This window comes from Enterocloster sp. 210928-DFI.2.20, from assembly GCF_020554465.1.
GTDB classification, from domain to species: domain Bacteria; phylum Bacillota; class Clostridia; order Lachnospirales; family Lachnospiraceae; genus Enterocloster; species Enterocloster bolteae.
This window is the reverse complement of sequence record NZ_JAJCHK010000014.1, coordinates 25,697-50,818: the sequence shown is the minus strand read 5'-3', so window position 1 is coordinate 50,818 and position 25,122 is coordinate 25,697. Positions and strand designations below refer to the sequence as shown.

Below are 25,122 nucleotides of genomic sequence, written 5' to 3'. Positions count from 1 at the left end.
GTGCTGCTCTCTTTCCGTATGGACTAAAATCTGAAATAAATAAAGGCCTGATAGGTGCTGCTGACCATAAGCAACGTTCCCAGCAGCAAAAGGGCTGCCATCACAGCCACATCCGCTGCGGTCACGTTCTCCTCGTCAAACAGCCGGGCTTTGAGACGGGGCATCAGCTGCTGGATGGGCCCGCAGAATACCACTGCCAGCACCAGCAGAAACAGAATGCGGTTATCCGCAAAAATCCGCGGATTCCACAGTCCCTTGCTGGGAATCAGCATTGCCTTTAACAGTATTTTTCCGTTGTGCAGGGTATCCACCCGAAACAGCAGCCAGCCCACTGCCACCGCCCCAAGGGTGTACAGATGATTCAGGAACTTCAGGGGATTTTTTTCTAAAATCCTGCCAATCCACAGGCGTTCCGCCACAATAAGAATGCCGTAATACACACCCCAGCATATGAAGTTCATGCTGGCCCCATGCCACAGTCCCGTTGCCAGGAATACCAGGAAAAGATTCACGCAGGTGCGCGCCAGTCCCTTCCTGTTGCCTCCCAGAGGAATGTAAAGATACTGCCTGAACCAGGTGGAGAGGGAGATATGCCAGCGCCTCCAGAACTCGCTGACAGAGGCCGACAGATACGGATAATTGAAGTTCTCTTTGTAGGTAAAGCCGAACATCCTGCCCAGGCCGATGGCCATGTCGGAGTACCCGGAAAAATCATAGTAAATCTGGAAGCTGTACAGAATCACGGCCAGCCATACCGTAACCGTGCCCAGCTGTTCCAGGGGCAGGTCAAACATACGGTCCACCACCTGGCCGAACATGTTGGCAAATACCATTTTCTTCACCAGGCCGTACACAAAACGCTTAATACCGTATGCGTGCATGGACAGGCTCTCCTGCCGGTTCCCAATCTGCGGTTCCAGCTCATGATACTTGACAATGGGACCGGAAAGTATCTGGGGAAACAAAGAGATGTACAGCGCCAGACGGAATACATTTCTCTGGGCGGGATTCTCCCCGCGGAAGGTATCAGCCAGGTAAGAGATGGACTGGAAGGTGTAAAATGATATGCCGATGGGCAGCGCGATATCCCTTGGAGCAAAGCCCTGGCGCCCCAGAAGGGACATGGCCAGTTCCAGGAAGAAATTGAAATATTTAAAATACCCCAAAAGCCCCAGGTTGACCAGAATGCTCAGGATAAATACTGCCTTCTTAAGCCCCTTCCTTTCCCCGCAGCCATCCAGGGCCAGGCCAAACCCGTAGTTTAGCAGGATGGAAAGGACCACCAGAACCACATACCGCGGCTCGCCCCAGCTGTAAAACACAAGGCTGGCCATGAGCAGAACCCCATTTTTAAGCTTCCTGCCCGGTGAAATATAGTATATCAGGGCCAGGGCAGGAAGGAAAAACCATACAAACGTCAGTGAACTAAACAGCATATTTAGGAAAATTCCCTTTCTATCAAAGTTTATCAATCATGTATCACAAAGATGCAGGCTACATGGAGACAGCGTCCTGCTTTGGTATCTTGCGCCGTATCTTATGGAATGTCACCATATGGGCAATGGCTGTGATGGCCCATGAGACAGGATAGGACAGATACAGCACATCCAGGGAACGGTACGCCGCAAATACGGTGAATACCCAGAGCACCCTGAATCCGCATGCCCCTGTGAGGGATACAAACATGGGGATGATGGAATATCCCAGCCCTCTCAGGCTTCCCACCATGCAGTCCATGATTCCGCAAAGGAAATAGGTTGTGCAGATAATTTCCAGCCTGAGCATCCCGTAGCGCAGCACCTCCGGGTCTGAGGAATAGATATGCAAAAGCCCGTCTCCCGCAGCCACGGCTGTGAGTCCCAGGATTAAACCCACGGCCGTCACCACTCCCAGGCATATGTACATGATTTTATTAATCCTGCTGTACTTCCTGCCGCCCAGATTCTGGCTGGTAAAGCTCAGGTTGGTCTGGTACACCGCGTTCATTGCCGTGTAGACAAAACCCTCGATGTTGGAGGAGGCCGTGTTCCCGGCCATGGCAATGGAGCCGAAGGAGTTGACCGAGGACTGAATCAGTACATTGGATATGGAGAATATGGCTCCCTGCATGCCTGCGGGAAGTCCGATTTTTACGATTCGTTTCAGCTTCCTGGGGTGAATCCGCAGCTGCTTTAAATCCAGCTTAAGTGCTCCCGGAGCGCTCATCAGGCTCCTCAGGACCAGAAAAGCGGAGATGTGTTCTGATATGACCGTGGCCCAGGCCACACCGTCCACTCCCATTCCCAGCACCACCACAAAGAACAGGTTCAGGCACACATTCACCACGCCGGAAGCAAAGAGGAAATACAGAGGTCTCCTGGTATCCCCGATAGCCCGCAGAATGGCTGCGCCGAAGTTATAGACCATAAGTACCGGCATACCCAGAAAGTATATCCTCATATAGAGGACCGACTGGCTCAGGACGTCCTCAGGGGTTCCCATAAGGCGCAGCAGCGGGTTTGCCAGAAGAATTCCCAGCACAACCAGGATAAAGCCGCTCACAATGCTGGTGGTCACCGCCGTGTGGACGGTCTCACTGACATCCTTGTCTTTGCGGGCCCCGTAATACCGGGCCACCAGCACATTGACACCAACTGAGAGTCCCACGAATACATTAATTAATAGGTTGATAAGCGAAGATGTGGATCCCACTGCCGCCAGAGCCCCGCTGCCTGCAAAACGGCCCACCACGATGATGTCCGCTGCATTAAACAGCAGCTGCAATATGCCTGACAGCATCAAAGGAATGGAAAATAAAAGGATTTTGCCCAGAAGCGGGCCGCTTGTCATGTCAATCTCATAAGACTTTTTCATCTTCTGTTAACTCCCTGTGTCATTCTTTCTCCATGCCAGTCCATGGCATATGTTCTTATCAGTTATATCACAGGGCCGCGTTTTTTACAATGGGTTAAAAGGCCATGAAAACCTGCGAATTTTCTTGACATTTCCCGGCCCGTCCTTTAAAATGGAGCAAGTGATAAGGGAGTAATTGGCATGCCCCGCCCTGCCGGGCATGTAATAAGGTCAACATACTGATAGTTTCTATCTGGCTTTATTTGAAACAATGAGACTTATCTACAGCATTCCAAGGCTGTAGGTGGGTCTTTTTTTATACCACAATCCATATATTAAAACATCACCAGGGAGGAATCATTATGTCATTAGCTGAACTGTTTGTCATCGCCGTGGGGCTGTCCATGGACGCGTTTGCGGTATCTGTCTGTAAGGGCCTGGCCATGCCCAAAATGAACTGGAAGGGCGCCCTTTTGGTTGGGCTGTACTTCGGCGGATTCCAGGCCGCCATGCCTTTGTTCGGATATTTCCTGGGTTCCAGCTTCAGCCTGGCCATACGTGCTTACGACCACTGGGTGGCCTTCATCCTGCTGGCTGTTATCGGCGCAAACATGATAAAAGAATCCTTCAGCAAAGACGAGGAATGTCCGAACGCGGACCTGGATGTTAAAAACATGGTGCTTCTGGCCATTGCCACCAGCATAGATGCCCTGGCCGTGGGCGTGACCTTTGCCTTCCTGAATGTCGACATCCTCCCCGCCGTATCCTTTATCGGAAGCGTCACCTTCTTTCTGTCCGTGGCCGGCGTAAAGGCAGGCAACGCATTTGGATGCCGCTATAAATCCAAGGCCGAGCTGGCAGGCGGCGCCATCCTCATTCTCATGGGATTCAAGATACTGCTGGAGCACCTGGGAATTTTGTTCGGGTAAGCGAAACATAAGTATCCGGCAGACCATCCTTACCTTCACATTCCGCCATACCTGCGCAAAGACGGCGGGGCAGCGTCCTCTCGGAATACGCTGCCCCACTGTCTTTTTATTATCCTTTTCCTGTCTGAAATCCTGTTCCCAGGCTCAGAAACCTAAGCCTTCCCGGTCTCAGATTCTGACGCCGCTGCTGTCCAGCTGGTAACCGTCAATGGTGCGGTTCGTCTGCATCACTCCGTTTTCAGGGTCCATATAATACCACTGTCCCTTATATTCCAGCCAGCCGGTCTGCATATAGCCGTCTGTGTTGAAAAAATACCACTTGTCGTTTATCATGGCCCAGGATGTAAGGTATTCATCCTGATACAGATACCTCCAGCCGCGCATATCCTTGTTCCATTTGCCCAGCAGGATGTTCCGGTAGTTGCTCATGTCCTCCTCAGGAAGCAGCATGAAATACCGGCTCTCCTTTTTATCCTGATAACAAAACTCTACCATATAACATTGATCCAGATAATTATAATCCCCCTCAGCGGACCGCTCTTTTTCAACGGTCTCAGGCCGGATTACAGGGTAATGGGTCCCTTCCTTTAAACCGTACACCGTACACTCCAGATACTTCTGGGTCTCGCCCCTATAGGTGACAAGATAACAATTCAGTGTCACTTCATTCAGGTCCACATCACTTTTGTCCTTTGTAACTGTGAACGTATCGTATTCCGATACCCTGTACCCCAGCAGATAGGACGAATATCCGTCATAAATCGTGGTCCTTCTGCTGTTAACATCCAAATGCAGGGTAACAGGCACCTCAGTCTTATACGAAGCCGCTGCCTCTGAGACAAATGCAGCTGACACACTGAGCACTGCCGCCAGAACCAGCGCGCCTAACCGCTTAACAGACATATACCGTCTCATCCGGTACCCTCCTCTCAAACCTTTGGACTACTCATGATGACATCCAGGGTGAATTCCCGGCGCATCCGCCAGCCATTATTTCAATATAATCTTCTTGAAATTCTTCTTGCCGCGCTTAACGACCACGCCATCTCCGGCAAACTGTTCCCTGGAGAATACGGCCTTGATATCCTTTACAGGATTTCCGTCCACGGACACACCGCCCTGTTCCACGTTCCTTCTGGCCTCAGAACGGGAAGCTGCCAGGCCGGACTTGTTAAGAATGCTTAAGATATCAATGGTTCCATCTGTAAAATCCTCTTCTGAAAGTTCAAAAGTAGGCATGTTCTCGGTGCTCGCTCCTGCCGCAAACAGGGCCCTGGCGCCTTCCTGCGCTTTGGCTGCTTCTTCCTCGCCGTGCACCAGCTTTGTAAGCTCGAATGCCAGTATCTCCTTTGCCTGGTTTAACTGGCTTCCTTCCCACTGATCCATCTCGTCAATCTGCTCCAGCGGAAGGAAGGTAAGCATGCGCAGGCACTTAAGCACATCGGAATCCCCCACATTCCTCCAGTACTGGTAGAAATCAAAGGGTGATGTCTTCTCAGGATCCAGCCATACTGCGCCGGACTGTGTCTTACCCATCTTCTTGCCCTCAGAATTCAGAAGCAGGGTAATGGTCATGGCATGTGCATCCTTGCCCAGCTTGCGGCGAATCAGTTCTGTTCCGCCCAGCATGTTGCTCCACTGGTCATCGCCGCCAAACTGCATGTTGCAGCCGTACCGTTTGAACAGCTCATAGAAATCATAGCTCTGCATAATCATGTAGTTGAATTCCAGGAAGCTTAAGCCCTTTTCCATCCTCTGCTTGTAGCATTCAGCCCGCAGCATGTTGTTGACGGAAAAATGAGGTCCCACTTCCCTGAGGAACTCAATATAGTTAAGGCCCATGAGCCACTCCGCATTGTTCACCATCATGGCCTTTCCCTCTGAGAAATCAATGAAACGGCTCATCTGCTTTTTAAAACAGTCACAGTTATGCTGGATGATTTCAGGCGTCATCATGGTGCGCATATCAGAGCGTCCCGACGGGTCGCCAATCATGCCCGTGCCTCCGCCAATCAGGGCAATCGGCTTGTTGCCTGCCATCTGAAGACGCTTCATCAGGCAGAGCGCCATAAAGTGGCCTACATGGAGGCTGTCAGCTGTCGGGTCAAAACCGATATAGAATACGGCCTTTCCCTCGTTGACCATTTTCTTAATTTCTTCTTCGTTGGTCACCTGGGCAATAAGGCCTCTGGCAACCAGTTCTTCATAAATCTGCATGGTGATTCTCTCCTCTTCTTACTTTCTTTATTTTACCATACTTCTGCTTTCATGCAAGGGCTTGATTCTTACATTTTTTATACAGGGGCAGCAGGGGCACAGGGCATACCGCCGACACGATTTTCCCTTTCTGAACGAAAAAAAGCCCCGCCCTTTCTCAAAAGGACGAAGCCCGTAAGCCCCGTGTTACCACCTGATGTTCACAGACAGCTCACGCTGCCTGCCTCTTCGAGTACTGGCGCCAGGCTCTGGCCAAACGCCCGTATACTCTAGCACGATAACGGATGCAGGACCCGTCGCAGCCTACTAAGGCTGTTATATGAAGCAGCGCTGTTGGGTGCGAAGCTCAGGGATGTATTCATGACCTGCTTTCCATGCGCCTCTCATCATCCGGCTGCTTTCTGTCTGTTCCTGCAGGCTACTACTTGTTCCCGTCATAGCCAATTCATGAAATTATGACCATTATAGACAGACTCTCCCGGTTTGTCAAGAGTTAATCAGCCATATGTAAAGGGAATCATCAGCCGTATGCAAAGGGAATCAGCGGTGTGCAAAGGTAAGCACGAACACAGCTCCCAGTATCAGGGCAAATCCCAGAAAATCAGGCAGCGTAAACCGGGTTCCCAGCCAGAACACGGATATGACCACCGCGGATACCGGCTCCACGCTTCCCATGATGCTGCCCTTTAAGGGTCCAATCATGCTGACGCCCTGAAGGTACAGGCCAAATGCAATGGCAGTGCCCACCACCACCACGCCTGCCAGCGCTCCCAGTGTACCTGCATCCCAGACCACCCCGTAATTCCAGGGCTGAACCACGGCTCCCATGGCAATCCCGCCAAAAAACATGCCGAATCCCAGCACCTGGTATATGTCATATTTCAGGATAAGACCTCCCGGTATAATAGTATAAATCATGGAGCTCACAGCTGCCAAAAGCCCCCAGAACAGGGCCTCCCCCGTAATGTGGAAGGAATGTATGTCCCCGTGGGTTCCGATGACAAAGGTGCCAAACAAAGACAGACCGATGGCTGCCAGCTCAAGCCCCTTGGGAAGCCGCAGCTCCCGCATGCACACCACTGCCAGAATCAGAATGGGCGACAGGTACTGGAGTACGGTTGCCGTTCCCGCGTTGGATGCCTGGATTGCCATAAAATATGTAAACTGGCAGAAGGTAATGCCGAAAATAGCAAATGCCAGCAAGTGGATGGTATCCCTTTTTTTCCGGAACACCCTCAGATTCTCCCTGCCGTGAAGCTTAAATCCTGCCAGCACCAGTATAATGCCTGCAAAAAACAGCCTGACAGCCACCAGCCACGGCGCCTCGATTCCCTTCTGTTCAAACAAATACTGCCCGCAGCAGCCCGAAAATCCCCAGCAGGTTCCGCCTACCAGGGCCATTATGGTTCCCGCTGTCTGTCTCTTATCATTCTTCATCTCACACGTTAATCTCCTGCAACAGTCATGTATCTATTTATACTTGGAAAACACCTTATTGTCAATATTTTCGTGGGATTCACTATTTACGAATCCGGTTTTCTATACTATAATGAAGCATTGAAATGTATCTTACACCGCAGTCCGGTGTTTACATAATGGGAGGACGAAAAAATGGGATTCACATTCATCAATAAGCTGCCTACGCCGGCAGAAATCCGGGAGCAATTCCCGCTGGCCCCAGAGCTGGCAGAAATCAAACACGCACGGGACGAGGAAATAAAAAGGGTATTTACCGGTGAAAGCGGCAAGTTTGTTGTCATCATCGGCCCCTGCTCAGCTGACAACGAGGAATCTGTATGTGATTACGCCGGACGCCTTGTGAAAATCCAGGAAAAAACAAAGGACAAGCTAATTATTATTCCCCGGGTCTACACCAACAAGCCCAGAACCACCGGCGAGGGATATATGGGAATGATACATCAGCCCGATCCTGAGAAGCGGCCTGATATGTTTGAAGGAATTCTGGCTATCCGCCATATGCACATGAGGGTGCTGCGGGAGACAGGTTTCTCCACTGCAGATGAAATGCTTTATCCTGAAAACATGAACTATCTCTCAGACATGATGTCCTATGTGGCGGTAGGCGCCCGTTCCGTGGAGAACCAGTTTCACCGGCTGGTAGCCAGCGGCTGCGATGTGCCCGTAGGCATGAAGAACCCTACCAGCGGCGACCTGACAGTCATGCTGAATTCCGTGGTGGCTGCCCAGCTTCCCCACGACTTTATCTTCCGCGGCTTTGAAGTGCAGTGCCCCGGCAATCCTCTGACCCACACTATCCTGCGGGGGGCTGTAAACAAGAGGGGCCAGTGCAACCCCAACTACCACTATGAAGATTTGAAGCTTTTATTTGACCTTTATAATAAGCGCGGGTTACAGAATCCTGCCTGCATCGTGGATACCAACCACGCCAACTCCAACAAGCAGTACCATGAACAAATTCGTATAGCCAAGGAAGTGCTCCACAGCCGCCGCCACTCCGGCGATATCAAGAATCTGGTAAAGGGCCTTATGATTGAGAGCTACATTGAGCCCGGCAGCCAGAAAATCGGGGAACACTGCTACGGCAAGTCCATCACCGATCCCTGCCTGGGATGGGATGATACGGAGCGGCTGCTGTACGAGATTGCGGATAATCTGGACTAGGACCATACTATAACCCAAACGAAATATGAGCCCGGAAAAGGGCCTGCCATGCGTTTTGCATGGCAGGCCCTTTTCCATTCTGTGAACCATTCTTTATATTTATGATCACGCTTCTGTTTTTGCTTCTGGTCTTTGCTTCTGGTCTTTGCTTCTGGTTTTTTTGCTTCTGGTCTTTGCTCCCGGTTTTCATCCCTAGCTGGCCAGCGCCGTAATCCCAAAGTATGCCAGCACAATCACACCCAGAATAATTCTGTAATATCCAAAGAACTTAAAATCATGCTTTCGGACATAACTCATAAGGAACTGAATGGAATAAATAGAAACCACAAAGGCAATCAGCATTCCCAGTATGGTATAGAAAATCTGCGGTCCCGTAAACACATTTCCTGCCAGGAAATACTTCACGATTTTAAGCAGACTGGCTCCAAACATAACCGGGATTCCCAGGAAAAATGAAAACTCTGCCGCGGCAGCCCTGGAACAGCCCAGGACCATGGCGCCCAGTATGGTGGAACCGGAACGGGAGGTTCCCGGAATCAAAGCCAGAAGCTGTACCATACCAATGAGGAACGCTGTCTTGGCTGAGATCTGTCCCACCTTGTTAAACCTGGGATTGGTACACACGCTGCTGTTCTCAAGTACAATAAAAAGTACGCCGTATACAATCAGGGCCGCTGCCACCACATAGGCGTTAAACAGATGGGCCTCCATCCAGTCATCCAGCAAAAGTCCCAGAATGGCTGCCGGAACACAGGCAATGATAATTTTAATCCAGAGGGCCCAGGTGGCATCCTTCTGCCGGCTGGACTTGCTGGGGCTAAAGGGATTCAGCTTGTGAAAAAACATGACAACCACAGCCAGGATGGCCCCTAACTGAATCACCACCAGAAACACGTCCTTAAACGCGTCCGGCTGGTTCAGGCGTATGATTTCATCCACCAGAATCATATGACCGGTGCTGCTGATAGGAAGCCACTCCGTGAACCCTTCCACAATTCCCAATACAATGATTTTTAACACTTCAACTAAACTCATAAATTCTCCTTACCGCAGACAGACTCCATTCCCTGACGCCTTCCGGCATCCGGCCCCTGCATTCATCCTGCCGCAGAAGCCCCTGCCTGCTGTACATTTTATGTATTCTTATCTATCCCTATACCTGTTTTATATATTCTCAATCTGCCAGTCAACAGGAGTAAGGCCGTGCTCTGTCAAAAATGCATTGGTCTTGCTGAAGGGCCTGCTGCCGAAAAATCCCCTGGATGCGGACAAGGGACTTGGATGGGGCGCTTCCAGGATTAAATGCCTGGGATTGTTCAGCATTGCCTTCTTGGTCTGGGCCGGACGTCCCCATAAAATAAACACCATGGGTCTGTCCTGCTGGTTAAGAATGCCTATGGCTGCATCCGTAAACTTCTCCCATCCAATGTCCCGGTGGGAATTGGCCTGGTGGGCTCTCACTGTGAGCACTGTATTTAACAGCATGACCCCCTGGTCAGCCCACTTTTTCAGATAACCGTTATTCGGTATATAACACCCCAAATCATCGTGAAGCTCCTGGTAAATGTTCACCAGTGAGGGAGGAATATCCACGTCCGGCTTTACTGAAAAACACAGGCCATGGGCCTGACCATAATTGTGGTAAGGGTCCTGCCCCAGAATCACTACCTTTACGTCCGCCAGCGGTGTAAATGCAAATGCGTTAAAGATATCATCCGGTTCAGGAAACACCCTTTTAGTCTCATATTCATGCTTTACTGTCTTATACAGTTCTTTATAATAGGGCTTCTTAAACTCGCTGCTTAAGGGCCCCAGCCAGTCATTTGTAATAGCGGCCATATCCTGCTTCTCCTTTTCAACAATATAAATTCACATTTTCATATTTTAGCATAGGAAACGGCAGGAAACAACGGATATCGACAAAATAATTAAGAGAGCCGGGATTGCGCCCGCCCTACATCCTTACGGCAATCCCTCTCTCCCACAGGTACTTCTTAAGATCCCGTATCTCCAGTTCCTTATAATGAAACAGAGAGGCGGCCAGGGCAGCGTCCGCTCCGCCCTTTGTCAGCGCATCATAGAAATGTTCCTTATTTCCGGCGCCTCCCGAGGCAATAACAGGTACGGATACATGGGATGCTATAAGTGAAGTCAGTTCGTTGTCATATCCGTTCCTGGTTCCGTCGCAGTCCATGCTGGTGAGCAGTATCTCTCCCGCTCCCAGACGGTCTGCCTCCATGGCCCACTCCAGGGCATCGGTCCCCACATCCACACGTCCGCCGTGCTTGTAAATATTCCAGCCCTTTCCATCAGCCCTGCGCCTGGCGTCTATGGCTACCACCACACATTGGCGGCCGAACTTATCCGCCGCGTCACTGATAAGACGGGGATTGTCAATGGCTGAAGAATTAATGGATATCTTATCCGCGCCTTCCCTGAGAAGCATGCGGAAGTCTTCCACTGTACGTATGCCGCCGCCCACAGTAAACGGAATAAAAACAGTCTCCGCCACCTTGCGCACCATGTCCACCACAGTACGGCGGTTGTCCGAGGATGCCGTGATATCCAGAAATACCAGTTCGTCTGCCCCTGCCCTGTCATAAGCCGCGGCTATCTCCACCGGGTCCCCTGCGTCCCGCAGGTTCACAAAATTTACGCCTTTTACCACCCGTCCATTGTTCACGTCCAGGCATGGTATGATTCTTTTGGTAAACATATCGCCTCTCCTATCTCCTGTTTTAATTGGTATGGCGCTGCCTCCGGTATCCCCGTTCAGACAGCGCAGGACTTTTACAGTCCGATGAAATTCTTAAGAATGGCAAGGCCCACCTCTCCGCTTTTCTCCGGGTGGAACTGGCATGCAAACACATTTTCCCGTTCAACGGAAGCGTGGATTACGGTGCCGTACTCCGTGGAAGCTGCCACAATGGACTCATCCTCTGCCTTCAAATAATAGGAATGGACAAAGTAAACATAGGATCCGTCCTCAATCCCGCGGAAAAGCTTTGCTTCCGGCCTTTTCTTCAGTGAATTCCAGCCCATATGCGGAATCTTAAGTCCGGGATGCTCCGGTATCTTAAGTATCTTTCCCGGAAGGATGCCCAGGCCGGCAGCCCCCTGGCACTCCTCACTGCCCGCAAATAGAAGCTGCAGTCCCAGGCAGATACCCAGAAACGGAGTTCCCTGGTCCACTGTCTCATGAATCACATCCACCAGACCATACTGCTCCAGCTTTCCCATGGCATCGCCAAAGGAGCCCACCCCCGGCAGAATGACCTTGTCCGCTTTGAGTATCGTTTTCCTGTCCCTGGTTATGACAGGCGTTTCCCCCAGTGAAAGCAGGGCTTTTTCCACACTGCGCAGGTTTCCTGCGTCGTAATCAATAATGGCAATCATACATTCAACCTCGTTCCTATGATTTAATATTTTAGCATTGTAACGTGATAAAGGCAACTTGTTTTTATAATCACTTAAATATCTGCCAGTCCGCGGATAAAGGCAACTGAATCTGCCTGGATTCCCGCGGCCCGCTCTCCCGTTTCCTTGGGTATCTGGAAAAAGGTTTCATGTATCCTGTAAAATACTGATTTCTGGTTGAAAAAACCTATCTTCTCAAATGGCCACCGCATAACGGTAGGTGTCTTAAAACCCTCTCCCAGTTCCAGGATAACCAGCCTGCGGTTCAGGGTTCCTGTCTGCCATTTCTTGTATGCCTCCCACCTTGGCAGGTAGCCTTCCTCTATGTAAGTCTCTGCCTCAACCGTATTGCCTGTCAGGGGTGCCCTGCAATGAGGGCAGATATCATCCGGCACCTCCCCCTCTTCCCATATATCCTTGGTACAGGCTTTGGAACACTGCCTCCAATGGATATTTCCACAGGGAGCCACCACCCGCCCGCTGTCAAAATCCGTGTCATAGACAGCTCCGTCTGTCACAGTGGTAACCACATAATAGTCCTTGTCCCTGACCAGGCTCCACAGGACCGCGTAAGCTTCCCGCAGCTCCTTCTGTACCGGATCCCCCAGACTGCGCAGGCGCACATCTCTACCGTCATCCCTTAATCTCCACTCCCCTCCGATGCCTATAAGTACCTTTTCCGCGCCGGAAAGCGCCTCTAACAAATCCTTCTTCTGCTGGTCCATATCCAATCTTCACTCCTGTCATTCATAAGGCTGTCCGGGGACCCGTGTACCTCTGATATTCCGCTCCTGTCCCCGGCGCCGTCTTATGCTATCATATCATAAAATAGGGCGGGCTTCAACGCTGCCTAATCCCGTGGGAGACGGGCAGAAGGATGGGCAGACAGCTCTTCCCGGTTGCATTTTTGCCGGACCTGCTATAAAATATAGAAAGCAAATACAGAAAAAGGAGCCTGTCAAAAGGCAGGCCGGAATGGAATTCCGGCCTGGCGGCGCAGGTGAAGAGGTGAAGCATCATCATGAAATCAGCACAAGACCTGAGACGATTACTGGAATCCATTGACCGGAAAGGGTATCCGGCCTATAAAGATACGCGGGGTTCATATGACTTTACGGATTATGTACTTTCCATCGACCATGTACAGGGAGATCCCTTTGCGTCCCCTTCCAAATTAAGTGTATTTATTCCGCTCCAGAGGGCCGCCTACCCCAGCGGATATTTTGACGCCCCCCACAAGCAGACTGCCCTGGAGGATTATCTGGTCAGGCAGTTCTGCCAGGAGATCGCCAAATACAATTTTAAGGCAAAGGGTTCCGGCAAAAGCGGCCTGATAGCCACCAGCCATCCAGGGCCTGAGATTCTCAGCCGGACAGCCTGCGAATGCAGTATTAAGGGCATAACGGCCCGCTTTGAGGCAGGTTTTCCGGCCAACGGCAGGACCATTAATTCCGGTGAACTGATTAAGATCCTGTTTGACTTCCTGCCCAGGTGCGTCAAAACTGTATTTTACTATAAAAACAGGCCGGCCCAGGAGGTAAAGGCCGTGTCAGACCTGGCGGAAGACCAGTATTTCATCCGTTGTGAGCTGGAACGCCTGGGACTTGTCTCCTTTGTGGCAGACGGCTCCATCCTTCCCAGGGAAAGCGGCATTTCCAGCCGTCCCATGAAGGGCAGCGTCCCCTTCCAGTCTCCGGATTCCCTCAGGATGGAATTAAACCTTCCCCATGGCGGCAGAATTACCGGCATGGGTCTTTGCAGAGGCATTACCCTGATTGTGGGAGGCGGATATCACGGCAAATCCACTCTGTTAAAGGCACTGGAGTCCGGCGTCTACAACCATGTGGCCGGGGATGGACGGGAATATGTTATCACTGATTCCACTGCCATGAAGCTGCGGGCAGAGGACGGCCGAAGCGTCCAGAATGTGGACATCTCCCTGTTTATCAACGATCTGCCCAACAAAAAAGACACCCACTGCTTCTCCACTGAGGATGCCAGCGGCAGCACCTCCCAGGCAGCCGCTGTCATCGAAGGGATTGAGGCCGGAAGCCGTGTCTTTCTGATTGACGAGGACACCTCCGCCACCAACTTCATGGTCAGGGATGATCTGATGCAGAAAATCATCAGCCGGGACCAGGAGCCCATTACCCCATTCATTGAGAGAGCCAGGGATTTGTATGAAAAATCAGGCATTTCAACTGTCATGGTGGCGGGAAGTTCAGGCGCATATTTCTATATTGCAGATACCATCCTCCAGATGGACTGCTATGAACCACTGGACATTACGGATAAGACCAAGGCCTTCTGTTCCGGCTACGGCGTTGAGCCCATCACCTCCGCCCCCGGCTTTCTTCTTCCGTCCGGCGGGCGCAGACTGTTAAGCAATAAGGGCGGTTCCCAGACTGCACCGGGAAATTATGCCTCATCAAACAGGGGGAATTACAGGGGCAGAGGCCCCCGCGACGGCGGCCGCGATGAGCGTATCAAGGTCAAGGTATACGGAAAGGATTCCCTTCAAATCGGCAAGTCCCCTGTGGACCTCCGGTTCGTGGAGCAGCTCATTGACTCTGAACAGACCAACTCCCTGGCACAGATGCTGCGCTACTGTGTGGAACACCAGCTGCTGGAGCGGTACACGCTAAAGGATACGGTTGCCATGCTGCTTAAGGAGATACAAAAAGGCGGACTGGCAGCCGTGGGAGACAGCTCCTATGCGGCCTGCGGCTTTTCCATGCCCAGAATACAGGAGATTTTCGCCTGCCTTAACCGATACCGCAATTAGTTTCTGCCACCAACCGTAATGGCTTTATAAAAACAGCGCTTCCGCTGCCTGCCATGGCAGCGGGGCGCTGTTTCCTTTTACTTTACCGCTGTTTATTTTCTTTTTCTGCTTCCTCTAATATTCCTTCCCGTCCAGAATCTCCTGATAATCCTTCAGGTTCTTCTCCAGCAGTGCGGGCGTGTCCAGGTTATAGGGACATTTTCCCTTGCACTGGTTGCAGTGGAGACACTGTTCAATCTTCTTCATTTTCTCCTGTGCGTCCGGTGTCAGCCAGGCTGCGGAAGGGGCTCTGCGTATCATAAGGGACATCCTGGCACAGTTGTTGATTTCAATGCCCACGGGACATGGCATACAGTATCCGCAGCCTCTGCAAAATTCTCCCAGAAGCTCTTCCCTGTCCTTATCAATCACTGCCCGTATCTCGTCTGTCATTTCAGGAGGATTTCCCACGTAAGACAGGAATTCATCCAGCTCCCGCTCTCTCTGAACGCCCCAGATCGGAAGCACATTGTCAAACTGGGCCAAATACGCGTAGGCTGCCCGTGAATTATTGATAAGACCGCCGGATAATGCCTTCATGGCAATGAATCCCATGCCCGCCTCCCTGCACCGTTTAACCAGCTCCAGATCCTTATCCGTGGCCAGATAACAGAATGGAAACTGCAGTGTATCATAAAGGCCTGAATCAATTGCCTCCATGGCCACTGACAGCCTGTGGTTGGTGATTCCTATGTGGCGTACCTTGCCCTGCTCCTTAGCCTCCAGCATGGCTTCATACAGTCCAGTGCCATCTCCCGGCCTTGGACAGAAGGAAGGATTATGGAATTGATAGAGATCCACATGGTCTGTCCTCAGGTTTTTCAGGGAAATTTCCAAATCCTCCCTGAATTTCTCCGCAGTCTTTGCGGCTGTCTTGGTTGCGACAAACACCTTGTCACGTATTCCCTCAAGGGCGGCTCCCAGCTTTTCCTCACTGTCCGTATAATTCCTGGCTGTGTCAAAGAACGTGATTCCGCCTTCATACGCCTTTTTTATCAGGTATACGGCATCCTCCTTCGGTATTCTCTGGACGGGAAGGGCCCCGAACCCGTTTTTGTTCACCGTTATACCTGTTTTCCCCAAAGTAACTTCCACCATCTTATGTACCTCCTTCAAGCCTGCTGTTTTTTATTATTCTACCATAAAACTGCTGCCATCTACAACAGAAGGACTCAAACAAACATAAAATTGTACGCTGTTTTGCCCCCACGTCCCGTATATCCGGCGGGTTGGATATCCTGCTGGTAAACACACTGTTTCCACATTCCCGGATTTGTGATAGAATGGATAAAACAAAGCGGCAAACAAGAATGTCTTTGGCAGATACGCCGGGAACAGCTGATTGAACGCAGCAGGGAGGTTAAGCGGTGAAAAAAATTGGGATTCTTTGCGCCGGCGATACGGAGCTGGCCCCTTTTTTAGAACATATGAAAGGGCAGCAAATTACAGAAAAGGCAATGCTTAAATTCCATACGGGAACCATAAATCATGTGAATGTGTCCGCCGTATACAGCGGCGTCTGCAAAGTAAACGCCGCCATTGCGGCCCAGCTTTTGATCGATATGTTCCATGTGGACTTAATCATCAACGCAGGAACCGCGGGCGGGATGAAGGAAGGGGTGCAGCTTTTTGATACTGTAATCTCGGAACGGGTGATTTACCATGATGTGGCCGATGATATTCTGACGGACTTTCACCCATGGCTGAAATCAAATTATTTTTTAGCAGATCAGGAGTTGTGCGCCATAGCCAGAGCCTATAGCCGGACGTCAAAACATCCTGTTCTGTTTGGAACCATGGTTACCGGGGAGCAATTTATTGAAGATGAAAAAAGAGAGGAAATCAATCAGAAATTTGACCCCCTCTCCACAGACATGGAAACGGCCGGCGTTGCCCATGTCTGCTATGTAAACCGCATTCCATTTCTGGCAGTGCGGACCATTACGGATACCGTTACGCATCAGGGCATCGAAACCTTTGACCAGAACTGCGAAGCGGCCTCTGAAATATCCGCGGAGATTGTTTTAGGCATTCTTGGGCAATTAGATTAGGAGGTATAAGGGCTTATGCTGATACAAAATGGGCATCAACAATTACAGGACTTTACGAATAAGAACTATAAACACACCATAACTGAAGTGACAAAGGGCGTATGGTTTGTTTTGGGATTGGGACACAGCAACGCCATTTTTATTGAAGCGGGTTCCAGCGTTATTTTGATTGACACATTGGATACACGGGAGCGAGGGGAACAGCTGCTGGACCTGATCCGGCAAAATACAAAAAAAGAAGTCGGTACAATCATCTACACCCACGGCCATCCTGACCACCGGGGCGGCGCAGGAGCTTTTATGGATAGCAGGCCGGAGGTCATCGCCTTTGCGCCGGCGGCTCCAGCCTTAGAAAAAACCGGGCTTTTACAGGATATTCAAAATCTGCGGGGGGCACGGCAATTTGGCTATCCCCTTACCGACCAAGAAGCAATTTCACAGGGCATCGGTCCCCGTGAAGGGATTACCCACGGAGAACACCGTGCCTTTGTTTTGCCCACCACTCTTTATGAACAAGACAAGGTAAGCCGTGAAATCGACGGCGTACAGTTGGAAATGGTTCGTCTCCCCGGAGAATCGGAAGAAGAAATAATGATTTGGCTGCCGCAGAAAAAGGTGTTGTGCTGCGGGGATAATTTCTACGGCTGTTTTCCCAACCTCTATGCGATCCGCGGAGGGCAATACCGTGATCTTGCGGCATGGATTCACAGTATTGACGTACTGATGTCCTATCCGGCTGAGTGTCTCCTGCCGGGACACACGGCGGCGATTCTGGGACATGAAACCATCAGCAGCACCTTGGGGAATTTCAGAAATGCATTTGAATATATTCTGACGCAAACGTTGGAGGGAATGAACGCGGGAAAGACTGCGGATCAGTTGGCGGCTGATATACAATTACCCCCCGAATATGCAGGTCTTCCCTATCTGGCAGAGCATTATGGCTGTGTGGAATGGACGGTACGGTCCATTTACTCGGCTTACCTGGGATGGTTCGACGGGAACCCCACGCATTTGCACCCCCTGTCCCCCGAAGAACATTCACAAAAGATGATTGCGTTAATCGGCGGCATGCAGACTGTTTTGGACGCGGCCAAAACAGCCCTTTCCCACAAAGAATACCAATGGTGTCTGGAACTATGCGATTTACTTTTATCCAATGGAAATTCAGCAAAAGAGGAAGTATTGCATCTAAAGGCTTCCTCGCTGGAAAAACTGGCGGAGTACGAAACCAGCGCCAACGGACGGCACTATTATATGGTATGTGCCAAAGAAATGAACCCGGAATAAATTCTAACTTTTTTCTGATATGTAATCAAAGCGGGCAAGCACAGTAGGGGCTTGCCCGTTTTGTCTGCCCATTCAGCAGGACATGGGCTTTCTATACACCCTGTCTGATGCTGAAACCAGACCTGCGCCTGCGGCAGCGGTATTTTCACGGCAACGCCGGCAGAGCGCATAATACGCTTACTTCGCCCAAAGCCGTGTGCCAAAGGGTGCCCCTTGGAAAACCCATTCCGCCTGCCGGCTGCCCAATCCGAATGTTTCCCAACTTACCGCTTATACAGGTTTTCATGTATCATGCGCTGAGCGTCACGTCCCCTCCTGCCAGCATTTCTTTTAAATCATCTATGGTCATGTCCCGTTCCTTTAACATCTCGTTGACCACCTTAAATTCCTCCAGCTGGATATGTTCCATCAGTGCCTTTTCCTTTTCTCTCATGGTTTCCAGACAGCTTTCATACTGTGCTATGGATGCTTGTACATCCGCCAGCTCTCCCTGCATTTTTTCAACCGGTGACTTTCTTACTCCCCGTGCCATAAACGTGCGCTCCTTTTCTTTTTGATAATATCTGGTCTGAATCTGCTTCCGGGTATCTGTTCGGAGGACAGGTCCATTTATTACCAGTATATGTAAGCAAATTTCAAAATATACATAAGCTGTATAAAATCCTCTCCGGGTTTAGGTTCGCTGTCCCGGGTCAGGTAAGTTCTCCTTGCAGCCGGTAAATCAACGGAATCATCCAAAGTCCGGCAGCTCCGGTAAGCCGGACAAAATGGCAGCCGCAGAGGGCAGATAAAAAGAGGCCCATAATGAGAAGCCCATGCAAACATCTGTTTCCGCCTACTCGTCTTTTGGAAAATTTCATGGTATAATACTTCCATGACTTCCATGTGCCGCCATATTGCCGGAAAGGAAAACAATAATGAATGAGACAGATAAAAGGCCTGATGTATGCCAAAACCAAGACGAAGGATTGAACGAAACCCAGGGCATGCCGGACGGTTCCCGTGAGCTTTCAGACAGTTCCCATGAGCTTCCGGATGGAATGGAGATTGATATGTCACAATATAAAGAGGGGTCTGCCGCTGCCAAATGCGTACTGGGAGTGATTCTTCTCCTGTGCTTCATCTTCATGTCCAGGTCCTGTAACTACAGACATTCAACCCTCACCTTTTATATGGGTCCGGAGCCGGAGGTTAACCTGGGAAGCCAGTATTACGAGGAAGGAAGATATCAGGAGGCTGCTGATTATTACCAGGAAAAGGTGGACGAAGTTTTTTCAAACGGCAAGCGGTATGAACCGGCCAACGGTCCGCTCTATTTTAACCTGGGTATGGCATACTATAAACTGGAAAACTATGACCAGGCCCTTCTCTATCTGAAGGAGTGCGCGGATGTGGACAAGAGGACTTCCAATACAGAAGAACTGGCATGGGATTATAACACCATGGCCGACGTCTGTAAGGACGCCGGCCATATGGACGAGGCCCTGAACTATTATGAAAAAGGTCTGAAGGCTATAAAAAAGGCCTGCGGAAAGGACTCTGAGTATACAGCCATTTTTCTATCCGATTTAGGAGACGCGTACAAGAAAACCGAGGACTATGAAAAGGCCCTGGAGAATTATCAGCAGGCCCTGAAGATCCAGGAATCCAATGGAAGCGACCAGACCTGGTCCTACATCCGTATAGCAAGGATTTATAATGCTTTAAAGGATTATGATGCCGCAAAACATTTTTATGGCAAGGCTTCCGGGTCGGAAACAGCCGACTCCTACACAAAAGGGGTGGCTTTCTACAATATGGGACAGATGTACCATGAGCGCGGAGAGTATTCTCCTGCACTGGCCGCCCTTGACAAGGCGCTGGAGTTTGTTAACCAGGATGGCGACAATGCCTATGCTGAATCCAATGTCCAGAATACCCTGGCTTCCGTATACGCTGAATCAGAGGACAGTCTGGACAAGGCTATCTTGCATTCTGTCACGGCATGCCGTCTGCTGGAAACATCCGGATTCCCCACGCACAACTGCCGCGAGGACCTGGAACAATTCAAAGAACAGCTGAAAGGCTACTACCAGACAGATACCAGGGATATGACAGATGAAGGATTTGAATTATGGTATCAGGATCAAATGGATTCCGAATAAAACCAGGAGGTAACTATGTTTAAAGACTACGAACATCACGCACAGTATTACGAGACCGATCAGATGGGCTGTGTGCACCATTCCAACTACATCCGCTGGATGGAGGAGGCAAGGGTAAACTTAATGGAACAGATGGGCTGCGGGTATAAGGCCATGGAAGCATCCGGCATCATGAGCCCGGTTCTGGAGGTGCACTGCCAATACAGGTCCATGGTACGTTTTGATGACCATGTAAAGATACATGTATGGGTAAAAGAATATAATGCCATCCGCATGACCCTTGGTTATGAGATGCGCGATGCAGCCACCGGTGAACTCAAAACCACCGGCGAGAGCAGGCATTGTTTCCTGGATACAGGCGGCAGACCTGTATCCTTAAAACGTTCCTACCCTCAGTGGGACACCGCATTCTGCAGCGCGGTCCAGGCACAGGATTCCCGGTAATGACGGCATCTGTAGGCGATGCTGTTATCCAAAGGGATTATCCTCACATGTATATATGTAATTATTAAGACAGGAAGGCTGACTAGTTTATGACAAAATTAAAGAATATCCGAATATTGATAATATCCATTTTATGTGCAATATCTCTTTTGCTGGGAGGATGCACGGATTCCTCCCCCTCTTTTTCACCGGATAAGGGTTCATCCATAACCGCGCCATCCGGTTATGGACTGGCTGTGCATTTTATTGATGTGGGCCAGGGCGACAGTATACTGGCCGAATCAGACGGACACTACATGCTTATTGATGCAGGTGAAAATGACCAGGCCGGCACCGTAATCTCTTATCTAAAAGCACAGGGCGTAACAAAGCTGGACTATGTAATTGGCACCCATCCCCACTCCGACCATATCGGGGGCCTGGACAAGGTCATTGATACCTTTCCCATTGACAAGGTCATTCTTCCACCTGTGGAGCACACCACAAAAACCTTTGAGGACGTACTTGACTCCATTGCCTCCAGGGGACTTAAAATCACAAAACCCACCCCCGGGGATTCCTATGATTTGGGAGACGCCTCCTTCACCATACTCTCCCCTGTAAAAGACTATGGCAGCGACCTGAACAACTGGTCCGTGGGCGTCCGCCTTACTTTCGGCGATAACAGCTTTGTCATGTGCGGTGACGCAGAGAATCAGGCTGAAGAAGATATTGTCAAAAACGGCGCAATGCTAAAAGCAGATGTTCTGAAGGCAGGTCATCACGGCAGCAGCACCTCCACCAGTGACGCATTTCTGAAAAAGGTATCCCCCTCCTGGGTGGTAATCCAGTGCGGAAAGGGCAACTCCTACGGCCATCCACATAAGGAAACCATGGAAAAGCTTAAGAAGGCGGGCTGCCAGGTACTGCGCACAGACGAGGAGGGAACCATTACCGCATTCAGTGACGGCAAGACAATTACATGGAGTACCGGCACTGCCGCGGTTCCCGGCATCAGCGCCGGCAGCGGCGGCAATCAGACAGCCGCTATCCCAGACTCTGACAACGGGGCCGCAGCTGAAAATGAGGCCGGCAATCCCTCCACACGCTCCAGCTATGTCATAAATACCAACACAGGCAAATTCCACCGCCCCGACTGCGCCTCTGCCACCCAGATGAAACCTGAGAACCGCAAAGACGTGACAGCATCCAGGGATGAACTGGTACAGGAGGGGTATGAACCCTGTAAGCAGTGCAAGCCTTAAACCAAACCCACAGAAAGGATTTTTATATGAAATATATCATCGACCGGCTGGAAGAGGGTCTGGCCATATGTGAAACTGAATTAAGGAAATGCATCTCTGTTCCCGTCAGCCATCTTCCAAAGGAAGTTAAGGAAGGCGACGTGCTGAGAGAAGAGGAAGGCAGGTTTTTCCTGGATTCCGAAGAAACAGATAAAAGACGGCGTGAAATGAAGAAGAAGCTTATGGATCTGTTTGAATAAAATCAAAAAATGACAAATGACTGCGGGCCCGTATTGACTATTCCAATGGGGGCCCGCCTTTTCTGTTATGCTCCTGTTATGTTACCCGTTATACTCCTGCCATACTACCTGTCGTTCTTGCCATACTTCCTGCTGTCCTTCCTGTCATACTTCCTGCCGTACTTCCTGTCATACTTCCATCCATTCATCCATATCCTACCTGTTATCCGGCGATATCATTTTCCCGTCCTGGTCAAACTGGTATTCCTTTCCATCAACCACGCAGGTTCCCACAGCCATCTTCCCGTCTGTTCCCAGGTAATAGAGAGAACCATTTTCCCCGTACCATCCCGTTCTCATGTTTCCGTCACCGTCAAACGAGTACCATACGCCGTCAATCTGCTTCCAGCATCCAATCACACGGGTTCCGTCCTCACAGATATAGTTCCAGTATGCCCCATTCTGATGCCAGCCCGAAGTACCGGAAGTTTCTCCTGCCCCGGAAGCTGCCTGGGCCGCAGCCTGGTCCTGGGTATGAGTCTGCGCCTGGGCCTGGGCCTGGGTCTGGGCCGGTGCTTGAGCCTGGGTCTGGGCTTGTGTCTGGGTTTTTGTCTGGGCCCGGGTCTGGGTCTGGGTACTTTCCCCGCCTCCTGCATAGGGACACACTCCATTGGGATGCAGGTGTGCCGGATGACCTCCGCAGTGGTAGTGATAGCTTCCCAGCCCGCTGGCATTCTTGTTATCCCGGTGTCCTCCGCTGGCATCGGTTCTGCCTGAATGAGCCTGGGCCTCCATTCCCCACGGGGCCTGTCCCGTCATTGCCGCGCCTCCCGCCAGAAGCACTCCGCTCATGACCGCTGCCATCCATACCTTTACTGTACGTTTCATCTCATTACCTCCCGATTTCATTTTTAACTCTATTTTACCATGTTTTTATCTGTGTGTAACTCCGTATTTCAGCATCTTTCCAGGGGATTTTCTCATTTTCAGGCCATTTCCGGCATAAAAAATTGGTGGAAGCACTTGCACGTTTTTCCCAATGATGATACCATAAGAAACATATGTAATGAATTCAACTAGTTTGGAGGTTTTTAAAATGGAACTAATCATACCTAAGGATTACGATCCCCGCCTCTCCATACGGGAGACCCAGGACGCAATCAAATACATACGCGATACCTTCCAGAAGGAAATGGGCAGGGAGATGCACCTTGAACGTATCTCCGCTCCCTTATTCGTGGAAAAGAGCAGCGGACTTAATGATAACTTAAACGGCACCGAGCGTCCTGTTTCCTTTGATATGCTGGGGCTACCCGGCGAAACCCTGGAGGTGGTGCATTCTCTGGCAAAATGGAAACGTATGGCATTAAAGAAATACGGCTTTAAGCCAGGCGAGGGACTTTACACCAACATGAACGCCATCCGCAGGGACGAGGAGCTGGATAACCTTCACTCCTGTTATGTGGACCAGTGGGACTGGGAACGTGTCATTACAAAGGAGCAGCGCACCCTGGACACCCTGAAGGATACGGTGCGGGAGATCTTCAAAATTATCAAGCACATGCAGCATGAGGTGTGGTATAAATACCCGGAGGCTGTCAAACATCTTCCCAAAGATATTTACTTCATCACCAGCCAGGAGCTTGAGGACCTGTATCCTGATAACACTCCTAAGGAAAGGGAAAACCTGATTACCAGGGAGCACGGCTGTGTGTTCCTGATGCAGATTGGCGACAAACTGGCCGGCGGCAAGCCCCATGACGGACGTGCGCCTGACTATGACGACTGGAAGCTGAACGGCGATATTCTTTTCTGGTTTGAGCATTTGCAGTGCGCCCTGGAAATCTCCAGCATGGGCATCCGCGTGGATGAGGCTGCCCTGGAATACCAGCTGAAGAAGGCGGGATGTGAGGACCGCCGCAGCCTTCCCTATCATAAAATGCTTTTAAACGGCGAGCTTCCCTACACCATTGGCGGCGGTATCGGACAGTCACGTCTGTGCATGCTGCTTTTGGACCGCGCCCATATCGGTGAAGTACAGGCCAGTATCTGGCCCCAAAAAATGCGCGATATCTGCGGGGAGAACAAGATTTATCTGCTGTAGCCATTGGCTGGGAGCGTATTATGGAATCGAATATCTCAATCTTTTTTATCATCGAAATAATCGGTACCGTGGCCTTTGCGTCCTCCGGTGCCCTGGTAGCCATCAAGCAGCGTCTGGATCTGCTGGGAGTGGTGGTCCTTGGCGTCACCACTGCCGTTGGCGGCGGTATGCTCAGGGACATCCTACTGGGCATCGTCCCGCCCAGCCTGTTCATGAACCCGGTTTACGTGTACACCGCCTTTCTCACGGCCATGGTGCTCTTCATCCTGGTGTGGCTGAACCAGCAGATACTGGAAAGCCGGTATATCTCGGCCTATGAGAAGATGATGAACCTGTTTGATGCCATCGGACTGGGCGCATTCACAGTCACCGGCATCAATACCGCGGGGACAGCCGGTTACGGGGAATATCATTTCCTTTCCATCTTTCTGGGCGTCCTCACAGGCGTGGGCGGCGGTATCCTGAGAGATATGCTGGCAGGCCAGTCCCCGTATATCCTGCGCAAGCATGTGTATGCCTCTGCCTCTATTGCCGGAGCCGTGTGCTATGTATGCCTTAACGGCTGGCTCTCCAGGGATGCCTCCATGATATTGAGCGCAATCCTGGTGGTGCTCATCCGCCTTCTGGCGACCAGGTACGACTGGAACCTTCCCACCGCATACCATACTAAGAACAAATAAATAAAACAAGTCCGGGCCGTAATCATTGTACAAACCAATGTAACGATGATTACGGCCCGGACTTTCTTTCCATGCGCTTGTATTG

General features: G+C 50.7%; 24 protein-coding genes. 11 read left to right on the top strand and 13 right to left on the bottom strand.

Annotation, left to right across the window (positions count from 1 at the left end; all coding sequences use genetic code 11):
* Positions 1-23 precede the first annotated feature (23 nt).
* Both LI015_RS14100 and LI015_RS14095 read right to left on the bottom strand, forming a co-directional pair.
* Complete coding sequence (locus tag LI015_RS14100) at positions 24-1,436, bottom strand: MBOAT family O-acyltransferase (protein WP_002572137.1); 1,413 nt, start codon at positions 1,434-1,436, stop codon at positions 24-26.
* A gap of 58 nt (positions 1,437-1,494) precedes the next feature.
* Complete coding sequence (locus LI015_RS14095; RefSeq protein ID WP_002569738.1) at positions 1,495-2,853, bottom strand: MATE family efflux transporter; 1,359 nt, start codon at positions 2,851-2,853, stop codon at positions 1,495-1,497.
* Between the two features lie 341 nt (positions 2,854-3,194).
* Here LI015_RS14095 and LI015_RS14090 point away from each other — a divergent pair, with 341 nt between their 5' ends.
* Positions 3,195-3,761, top strand: coding sequence for a manganese efflux pump MntP (locus LI015_RS14090; RefSeq protein WP_002572136.1), 567 nt, complete (start codon positions 3,195-3,197; stop codon positions 3,759-3,761).
* A 168-nt stretch (positions 3,762-3,929) separates the two neighbouring features.
* On the opposite strand, the gene LI015_RS14085 is transcribed toward LI015_RS14090, so the two are convergent.
* The 3 genes from LI015_RS14085 to LI015_RS14075 all read right to left on the bottom strand — a co-directional run bounded on the left by LI015_RS14085 (position 3,930) and on the right by LI015_RS14075 (position 7,415).
* Complete coding sequence (locus LI015_RS14085; RefSeq protein ID WP_227125431.1) at positions 3,930-4,676, bottom strand: hypothetical protein; 747 nt, start codon at positions 4,674-4,676, stop codon at positions 3,930-3,932.
* A 75-nt stretch (positions 4,677-4,751) separates the two neighbouring features.
* Entirely contained in the window at positions 4,752-5,978 is a 1,227-nt protein-coding gene (tyrS, locus tag LI015_RS14080; protein ID WP_002572134.1) for a tyrosine--tRNA ligase, read from the bottom strand.
* Positions 5,979-6,518: 540 nt separating this feature from the next.
* The gene (locus tag LI015_RS14075) at positions 6,519-7,415 is read right to left on the bottom strand and encodes an EamA family transporter (protein WP_002569742.1); all 897 of its coding nucleotides are present in this window, start codon (positions 7,413-7,415) and stop codon (positions 6,519-6,521) included.
* A gap of 174 nt (positions 7,416-7,589) precedes the next feature.
* On the opposite strand from LI015_RS14075, the gene LI015_RS14070 reads away from it, so the two are divergent.
* A complete protein-coding gene (locus LI015_RS14070) occupies positions 7,590-8,621 on the top strand; it encodes a 3-deoxy-7-phosphoheptulonate synthase (RefSeq protein WP_002569743.1) in 1,032 nt (343 codons plus the stop codon).
* Between the two features lie 192 nt (positions 8,622-8,813).
* On the opposite strand, the gene LI015_RS14065 is transcribed toward LI015_RS14070, so the two are convergent.
* From LI015_RS14065 to LI015_RS14045, 5 genes are all read right to left on the bottom strand, one after another.
* The gene (locus tag LI015_RS14065; RefSeq protein WP_002572133.1) at positions 8,814-9,656 is read right to left on the bottom strand and encodes an undecaprenyl-diphosphate phosphatase; all 843 of its coding nucleotides are present in this window, start codon (positions 9,654-9,656) and stop codon (positions 8,814-8,816) included.
* 129 nt (positions 9,657-9,785) lie between these two features.
* Complete coding sequence (locus LI015_RS14060) at positions 9,786-10,460, bottom strand: uracil-DNA glycosylase (protein WP_002569745.1); 675 nt, start codon at positions 10,458-10,460, stop codon at positions 9,786-9,788.
* Positions 10,461-10,575: 115 nt separating this feature from the next.
* Positions 10,576-11,337 (bottom strand): imidazole glycerol phosphate synthase subunit HisF, encoded by a 762-nt coding sequence (gene hisF / locus LI015_RS14055; RefSeq protein WP_002569746.1) that lies wholly within the window; start codon positions 11,335-11,337, stop codon positions 10,576-10,578.
* Positions 11,338-11,411: 74 nt separating this feature from the next.
* Positions 11,412-12,017, bottom strand: a complete 606-nt coding sequence (hisH, locus tag LI015_RS14050; protein WP_054353970.1) for an imidazole glycerol phosphate synthase subunit HisH — start codon at positions 12,015-12,017, stop codon at positions 11,412-11,414.
* A gap of 74 nt (positions 12,018-12,091) precedes the next feature.
* Complete coding sequence (locus LI015_RS14045; RefSeq protein WP_002569748.1) at positions 12,092-12,763, bottom strand: hypothetical protein; 672 nt, start codon at positions 12,761-12,763, stop codon at positions 12,092-12,094.
* 296 nt (positions 12,764-13,059) lie between these two features.
* Here LI015_RS14045 and LI015_RS14040 point away from each other — a divergent pair, with 296 nt between their 5' ends.
* Positions 13,060-14,823, top strand: coding sequence for an ABC-ATPase domain-containing protein (locus tag LI015_RS14040; RefSeq protein ID WP_002572131.1), 1,764 nt, complete (start codon positions 13,060-13,062; stop codon positions 14,821-14,823).
* A 114-nt stretch (positions 14,824-14,937) separates the two neighbouring features.
* On the opposite strand, the gene LI015_RS14035 is transcribed toward LI015_RS14040, so the two are convergent.
* Positions 14,938-15,960 carry an aldo/keto reductase gene (locus LI015_RS14035; RefSeq protein WP_227125429.1) on the bottom strand — a complete coding sequence of 341 codons (1,023 nt, stop codon included), beginning with the start codon at positions 15,958-15,960 and terminating at the stop codon, positions 14,938-14,940.
* 269 nt (positions 15,961-16,229) lie between these two features.
* Between LI015_RS14035 and LI015_RS14030 the strand changes: the two genes are divergently transcribed.
* Positions 16,230-16,913: a 5'-methylthioadenosine/adenosylhomocysteine nucleosidase gene (locus LI015_RS14030; protein WP_227125427.1), complete on the top strand. Its 684-nt coding sequence runs from the start codon at positions 16,230-16,232 to the stop codon at positions 16,911-16,913.
* A 15-nt stretch (positions 16,914-16,928) separates the two neighbouring features.
* A complete protein-coding gene (locus LI015_RS14025) occupies positions 16,929-18,203 on the top strand; it encodes an alkyl/aryl-sulfatase (protein ID WP_227125425.1) in 1,275 nt (424 codons plus the stop codon).
* A 289-nt stretch (positions 18,204-18,492) separates the two neighbouring features.
* On the opposite strand, the gene LI015_RS14020 is transcribed toward LI015_RS14025, so the two are convergent.
* On the bottom strand, positions 18,493-18,735 hold the full coding sequence (locus tag LI015_RS14020) for a hypothetical protein (RefSeq protein WP_002569753.1): 243 nt from the start codon (positions 18,733-18,735) through the stop codon (positions 18,493-18,495).
* Positions 18,736-19,120: 385 nt separating this feature from the next.
* Between LI015_RS14020 and LI015_RS14015 the strand changes: the two genes are divergently transcribed.
* The 4 genes from LI015_RS14015 (at position 19,121) to LI015_RS14000 (ending at position 22,274) form a co-directional block, all read left to right on the top strand.
* Positions 19,121-20,347 (top strand): tetratricopeptide repeat protein, encoded by a 1,227-nt coding sequence (locus LI015_RS14015; RefSeq protein WP_227125423.1) that lies wholly within the window; start codon positions 19,121-19,123, stop codon positions 20,345-20,347.
* A 15-nt stretch (positions 20,348-20,362) separates the two neighbouring features.
* The gene (locus tag LI015_RS14010) at positions 20,363-20,791 is read left to right on the top strand and encodes an acyl-CoA thioesterase (RefSeq protein WP_002569756.1); all 429 of its coding nucleotides are present in this window, start codon (positions 20,363-20,365) and stop codon (positions 20,789-20,791) included.
* An 89-nt stretch (positions 20,792-20,880) separates the two neighbouring features.
* Positions 20,881-22,035 carry a ComEC/Rec2 family competence protein gene (locus LI015_RS14005; RefSeq protein WP_227125421.1) on the top strand — a complete coding sequence of 385 codons (1,155 nt, stop codon included), beginning with the start codon at positions 20,881-20,883 and terminating at the stop codon, positions 22,033-22,035.
* A 26-nt stretch (positions 22,036-22,061) separates the two neighbouring features.
* On the top strand, positions 22,062-22,274 hold the full coding sequence (locus LI015_RS14000) for a DUF3006 domain-containing protein (RefSeq protein WP_002572124.1): 213 nt from the start codon (positions 22,062-22,064) through the stop codon (positions 22,272-22,274).
* 195 nt (positions 22,275-22,469) lie between these two features.
* On the opposite strand, the gene LI015_RS13995 is transcribed toward LI015_RS14000, so the two are convergent.
* Complete coding sequence (locus tag LI015_RS13995; RefSeq protein ID WP_227125419.1) at positions 22,470-23,141, bottom strand: YHYH domain-containing protein; 672 nt, start codon at positions 23,139-23,141, stop codon at positions 22,470-22,472.
* Between the two features lie 208 nt (positions 23,142-23,349).
* Between LI015_RS13995 and asnA the strand changes: the two genes are divergently transcribed.
* The gene (asnA, locus tag LI015_RS13990) at positions 23,350-24,357 is read left to right on the top strand and encodes an aspartate--ammonia ligase (protein ID WP_002569760.1); all 1,008 of its coding nucleotides are present in this window, start codon (positions 23,350-23,352) and stop codon (positions 24,355-24,357) included.
* A gap of 20 nt (positions 24,358-24,377) precedes the next feature.
* Positions 24,378-25,037 (top strand): trimeric intracellular cation channel family protein, encoded by a 660-nt coding sequence (locus tag LI015_RS13985; protein WP_002575760.1) that lies wholly within the window; start codon positions 24,378-24,380, stop codon positions 25,035-25,037.
* Positions 25,038-25,122 lie beyond the last annotated feature (85 nt).